The sequence below is a fragment of the Mesorhizobium sp. M7A.F.Ca.US.006.04.2.1 genome, from assembly GCF_004022915.1.
GTDB classification, from domain to species: domain Bacteria; phylum Pseudomonadota; class Alphaproteobacteria; order Rhizobiales; family Rhizobiaceae; genus Mesorhizobium; species Mesorhizobium ciceri.
This window is the reverse complement of the sequence record NZ_RZQA01001564.1, coordinates 1-590: the sequence shown is the minus strand read 5'-3', so window position 1 is coordinate 590 and position 590 is coordinate 1. Positions and strand designations below refer to the sequence as shown.

Annotated in this window: 1 pseudogene; it reads right to left on the bottom strand. The window is 68.6% G+C overall.

Annotated elements, in window-relative coordinates:
• A pseudogene (locus EN925_RS38750) lies at positions 1 to 590 on the bottom strand (membrane-bound PQQ-dependent dehydrogenase, glucose/quinate/shikimate family); the annotation flags it as partial.

The window sequence follows — 590 nt, the reverse complement described above, 5'->3', positions numbered from 1 at the left end:
ACGCCCCGGGGGGTGATCAGCGGCCCGCCGATGCCGGGCACGCCGACCTTCAGCGGCAGCGGCAGCGGCGTCATGTCGTAGACGGTGCCGTTGCGGTGCTTGTAGGCGATCTTGCCGGTCCTGAGATCGGCACCGGCGACATAGCCCCAGGGCGGCGCCTGGCAAGGAATGCCGAGCGGCGACAGGAACGGTCCCATCACCACCGCATAGGGCGCGCCCTCGTTGCGGTTCAGCCCCTGTTCGCTGCCCCGCCCTTCGTCCGGCGGCGGCACCTGATCGCGCGGGATCAACTGCGACTTGAACGCCAGATAGGTCGGCATGCCGAACAGCACCTGCCGGACCGGGTCGACGGCGACGCCACCCCAGTTGAAGGTGCCGAAATTGCCGGGGTAGATCAGCGAGCCCTGGACGGAAGGCGGCGTATAGCGACCCTCATAGCGCAGGCCCTGGAATTCGATCCGGCAGGCCAACTGGTCGAACATGGTGAGGCCCCACATGTCGGCGCCGGTCAGCGGCTTCGGCATGAAGGTGAGATCGGAGACCGGCTGCGTCGGCGATGTGTGGTCGCCTTCGATCGCGCCGCCGGGCGC